The 3731-nt window shown below is 69.9% G+C and carries 4 protein-coding genes and 1 pseudogene; 2 read left to right on the forward strand and 3 right to left on the reverse strand.

The features are described 5' to 3' along the window. Positions 1-189 precede the first annotated feature (189 nt). Positions 190-822, reverse strand: coding sequence for a family 1 glycosylhydrolase (locus ACIBEC_RS44640; protein ID WP_360508764.1), 633 nt, complete (start codon positions 820-822; stop codon positions 190-192). Continuing rightward, positions 820-1047 (reverse strand): annotated as a pseudogene (locus ACIBEC_RS44645) (family 1 glycosylhydrolase); the annotation flags it as partial. The gene ACIBEC_RS44640 and the pseudogene ACIBEC_RS44645, both read right to left, overlap by 3 nt. 437 nt (positions 1048-1484) lie before the next feature. On the opposite strand from ACIBEC_RS44645, the gene ACIBEC_RS44650 reads away from it, so the two are divergent. Continuing rightward, complete coding sequence (locus ACIBEC_RS44650; RefSeq protein WP_360508673.1) at positions 1485-2744, forward strand: hypothetical protein; 1260 nt, start codon at positions 1485-1487, stop codon at positions 2742-2744. 136 nt (positions 2745-2880) lie between these two features. On the opposite strand, the gene ACIBEC_RS44655 is transcribed toward ACIBEC_RS44650, so the two are convergent. Further along, complete coding sequence (locus ACIBEC_RS44655) at positions 2881-3165, reverse strand: hypothetical protein (protein ID WP_360508676.1); 285 nt, start codon at positions 3163-3165, stop codon at positions 2881-2883. A 78-nt stretch (positions 3166-3243) separates the two neighbouring features. On the opposite strand from ACIBEC_RS44655, the gene ACIBEC_RS44660 reads away from it, so the two are divergent. Beyond that, on the forward strand, positions 3244-3411 hold the full coding sequence (locus ACIBEC_RS44660) for a hypothetical protein (RefSeq protein ID WP_360508679.1): 168 nt from the start codon (positions 3244-3246) through the stop codon (positions 3409-3411). The last annotated feature ends 320 nt before the right edge of the window (positions 3412-3731 follow it).

A 3731-nucleotide genomic window follows, 5' to 3' on the forward strand; every position in this document is an offset into this window, starting at 1 on the left:
AGGTCTCGATACCAGGCGTACGAGGCCTTCGGGATGCGCCGCCGCGTCGCGAAATCGACGGGAACGAGGCCGAACCTCTGACAGAACAGCCCCTCGGCCCGTCGAACAGGGTGTCATTATAGAGAAACCGTAACCGCCTGGCCACGAGCCTCCCCAACTTACGTATTACCAAAGGGAGTTATTGAGTCCCTACCTCGTATGCCGCGCCTTGTGGGCAGCAATCAGGTCGCGGTACCAGGCGTACGAAGCCCTCGGAGTGCGGCGCTGGCTCTCGAAGTCGACGTGGACGAGACCAAAACGCTGATTGAACCTCTGCTCCCATTCGAAGTTGTCGAGGATGGACCAGGTGTAGTAGCCGCGAACGTCGACGCCCTCGGCGACGGCCTGGGCGAGGGCCTCGAGGTGGGAAGCCATGAAGTCGATGCGGGGCTGGTCGGGGGTGCTGGACTCGGCGACGGAGCAGCCGTTCTCGGTGATGGTGACAGGTGGAAGAGCCTTGCCGTAGAACTCCCACAAACCGACGAGGAGTTGGCGAAGCGCGTCGGGGACGATGGGCCAGCCGAAGGCAGTGTGGGGGACGTCGGGGTTCTCGACGAGGTCGAAGGGCAGGCCCGGCTCGGTCGGGGCGGCGACACGGGTGGGTTGTAGAAGTTGAGGCCGAGGCCATCCAGGCCCGGGCCGTGGATCAGGTCCAGGTCGCCGGGGCGGACGGCGCCATAGATGTCGTCGGGGACGCCGAGGGCGGAGAGGTCGGGGTAGCGACCGAGGAGGTCCGGGTCCGTGAACAGTCGGTTGTGCAGGGTAGGCCGCGGCGGCGGCCAGATCGGCAGGTGAGGAGGAGGCCGGTTCGACCGCGGTGAGGTTGTTGGAGAGCATCACCTCCAGACCGCGTTCGTGGAGCAGCGACGCCGCCAGGCCGTGACCGAGCAGCTGGTGATGAGCGACTGGGAGGGCCTCGAACATCAGGGCGCGGCCGGGGGCGTGGGTGCCGAGGGCGTAGCCGAACACAGTGTGGACGAAGAGCTCGGTGAGGGTGATCCAGGCGGGGACGCGGTCGCCTGGAGCGAGTCGGGGCCGTCGTCGTGGGAGAGGAGTGCGAGGACTCGGCTTTTGCTGGGGGTGTGTTCACAGAGGAAGTCGCGGGGTGTGGCGGTGAGCTGGTACTCGGGCATGTGGGGAACTCCGGTACGGTGGAAGGCGCGCGCAACGACAGGCGCAGAATTGGGCGGAGTTCCGCTGGTGGGCGCGTTGCTGACGCGCCTCCGGACGGTGAAGAAGAGCATCGGCCGAGGCTGGTTCCGCCGATGCTGTCGGTGGTCCGGACCTGGTCAGACACCGTACCCGAGTCACCGAGGAGTTGTCCCCCACCATTCCGCTGGCGGTACAGCGTCCGCAGCCGCAGGGGCCCCTGGCTCGTGGGCGCCGGCGGACGGCGGCGCGGGGAAGACGGCGCTGGTGTCAGCGGGAACGGATAGCGTGCCAGCATGCCGTCAACTACCGCAGCAGTCCGCTTCGTTCAGCTCGGCCACACGTTCACTTCGGAGGTTCCGCTCGGACCTGCCGGAGACATCATCCTCGCCTGCTACGGCGCGGCATCCGGCAAGGGCAAGCTCCACGGCGACGAAGACTGCGGCACACTGCGGAAGGCGTCCTCCGTCCACAGCGCCGAGATCCCGCTGGGTGAGGCGGTCGGACGGCTGTGCGGGAGCTGCCGCTGGCCGCTTCCCGCCGACAATCCGATCCTCGAGCTCCTGGCGGCGGTCATCGACATCGGCGGCCTCAAGATCTGGCTCGACCGAGAACCCGACTCGGAGAAGGAGAAGGCAGAGGAAGCCGATGCCGCCCTCGCCCTGGCCACCGGCGAGTACCCCCCGAGCAGTACCGGTGAGCCGTCGAACGAGCCGGACGGCGAAGTCGAGGAACTGGAAGAGGACTTCGACGACGAGGCCTGGGAGCGCTACTCCCGCGCCCGGGAGACGCGACGCGATCGACATGAACACTGGCGGCGCCTGGACACCTACCTACTCAAGAGCAACAACGCCCTCCGGGCGTTCCCCGTCCTGCGACCCTGGGCCGAGCCGTTGCAGGCCCGGCTCGCCGAGGTCATCGACGAGGAGCGCAGAGCGTTCGCGGCCCTGGTTCAGCCGGTCCCGCTGGTGGAGGCCGCGGCGGTCAGGCTGCTATCGGAGCCGGAGTTGACGCCGGGCCCGGCGTTCGCGGGCCTCGGCGCCGATGCGGCCACTGTGGTGCGACGTGCCTGGCGCGAGTGGGAGCACCGGGCATCCTGGTCGTGGCACCGCCTGGAGGACAACGGCTTCGCGGTGTCATCTGTGGTGGACGACGCGTTCGGCCGCCGCCGCAAGGGCCGGCTGGACGCCGAGGCCGCGTTCGAGCGGCTCGTCGCGGGCTGGATTCGCGAAGCCCGCCGACAGGCCGCCCTGCACGGCGAAGCCCCGCGGCAGCTTCTCGCCGTCAAGATCCCTCCGGTCGAGAAGGAACCCTGCGAGGAACGGGCCCGCGATCCGCTGACCCGGTGGGAGGCAGCCGTCATCGCCACCTATCAGGTCGCGGCCGACTGGCCGGCCGGCACGGTGGCTCTGCTCGTCCCGCATCTCATCGGCGAGCACCTGATCGCAGGGGCCACCAGCGCCATGCCGGTCACTCGACTCGCCGTGCCGGACTCCGCACTTCCCGTTCACGCGCTGCTCCAGGCCTGGCGACCGGAGGCCGACGACGAGGAATAGGCAGTGCCCGGGGCACGGCGGCGGCATGGCTGTGCCCTCGGGCCCGACCTCTCATCGGCCGCCCAGCGTCTGCGGCCCAGCAGGCGACCGCGCTGATCGGAAGCCAGAGTCCGGAACACGCCTGGGCGTTGCGCCGTCAGCAGTCCCGCTCCGGGAGCACACGCAGGGCGAGAACGGATCCGTCCGGGTGGGTGGAGACGGGGCCATCCCAGCCGTCGTCCCAGGTGGTGGTCGGCCACGAGGAGCGGCGGGCGTGGGTCTCGTGGCGGTAGTGGGTGAGGCGGCGCCCTGCGAGGTGTTCGAAGAGGTCTTCCGCGACGCCCGAGAAGGCCCGTGACTGCCCTGGTGTCCTTCGGGTGAAAGTGCGGGGCGCGGCCTCCGTGAGTTGACCGTCCTGCACATTCCAGAACCGGATATCCAACGCTTCCAATATACCCCTATGGGTATATTGGAAGCGAAGGGAACGTCTTCCTTCCAACTGATCGCGAGGAGTTCAGCCATGTGTCGACGTACCACGTGCCGCACCTGCGGCAAGGCCACCTACGCGGGGTGCGGCATGCACGTCGACCAGGTGCTCGCCGGAGTTCGCAAGGCCGACCGCTGCAGCTGCGACCGGAGCGCGGCCAAGGGGGGCGGCTTCCTGGCGAGGCTGTTCGGCCGTCGCTGAGCGGGCGAGCGGGCGCGATTCGATCGGGCCGTGCCGGGTACTCCCCGGCACGGCCCGACCCGTGTCCACCGGCCGGTGCTCCGCCACGGTGCGACGGCAACGGCCCGTTGGGGACGTGCGGTCCGGATCAGCCGTCCGTCCACGCCCCGGCACTCCGGGGCCGGGCGTCGGCCGCCCGGACGACGAGCCCCACCCATGAAACGTCGGGCCCCCCGGTGGGGGGGGGGGGGGGCCCGGCCGCCCCCCCCCCCCCCGGGGGGGCCGGCCCCGGGGGGGGGGGGGGGGGCGGATCACCGACCCCCCGGGCCTAGAGGGGGTGT

Source organism: Kitasatospora sp. NPDC051164, assembly GCF_044455625.1.
Lineage (GTDB): Bacteria > Actinomycetota > Actinomycetes > Streptomycetales > Streptomycetaceae > Kitasatospora.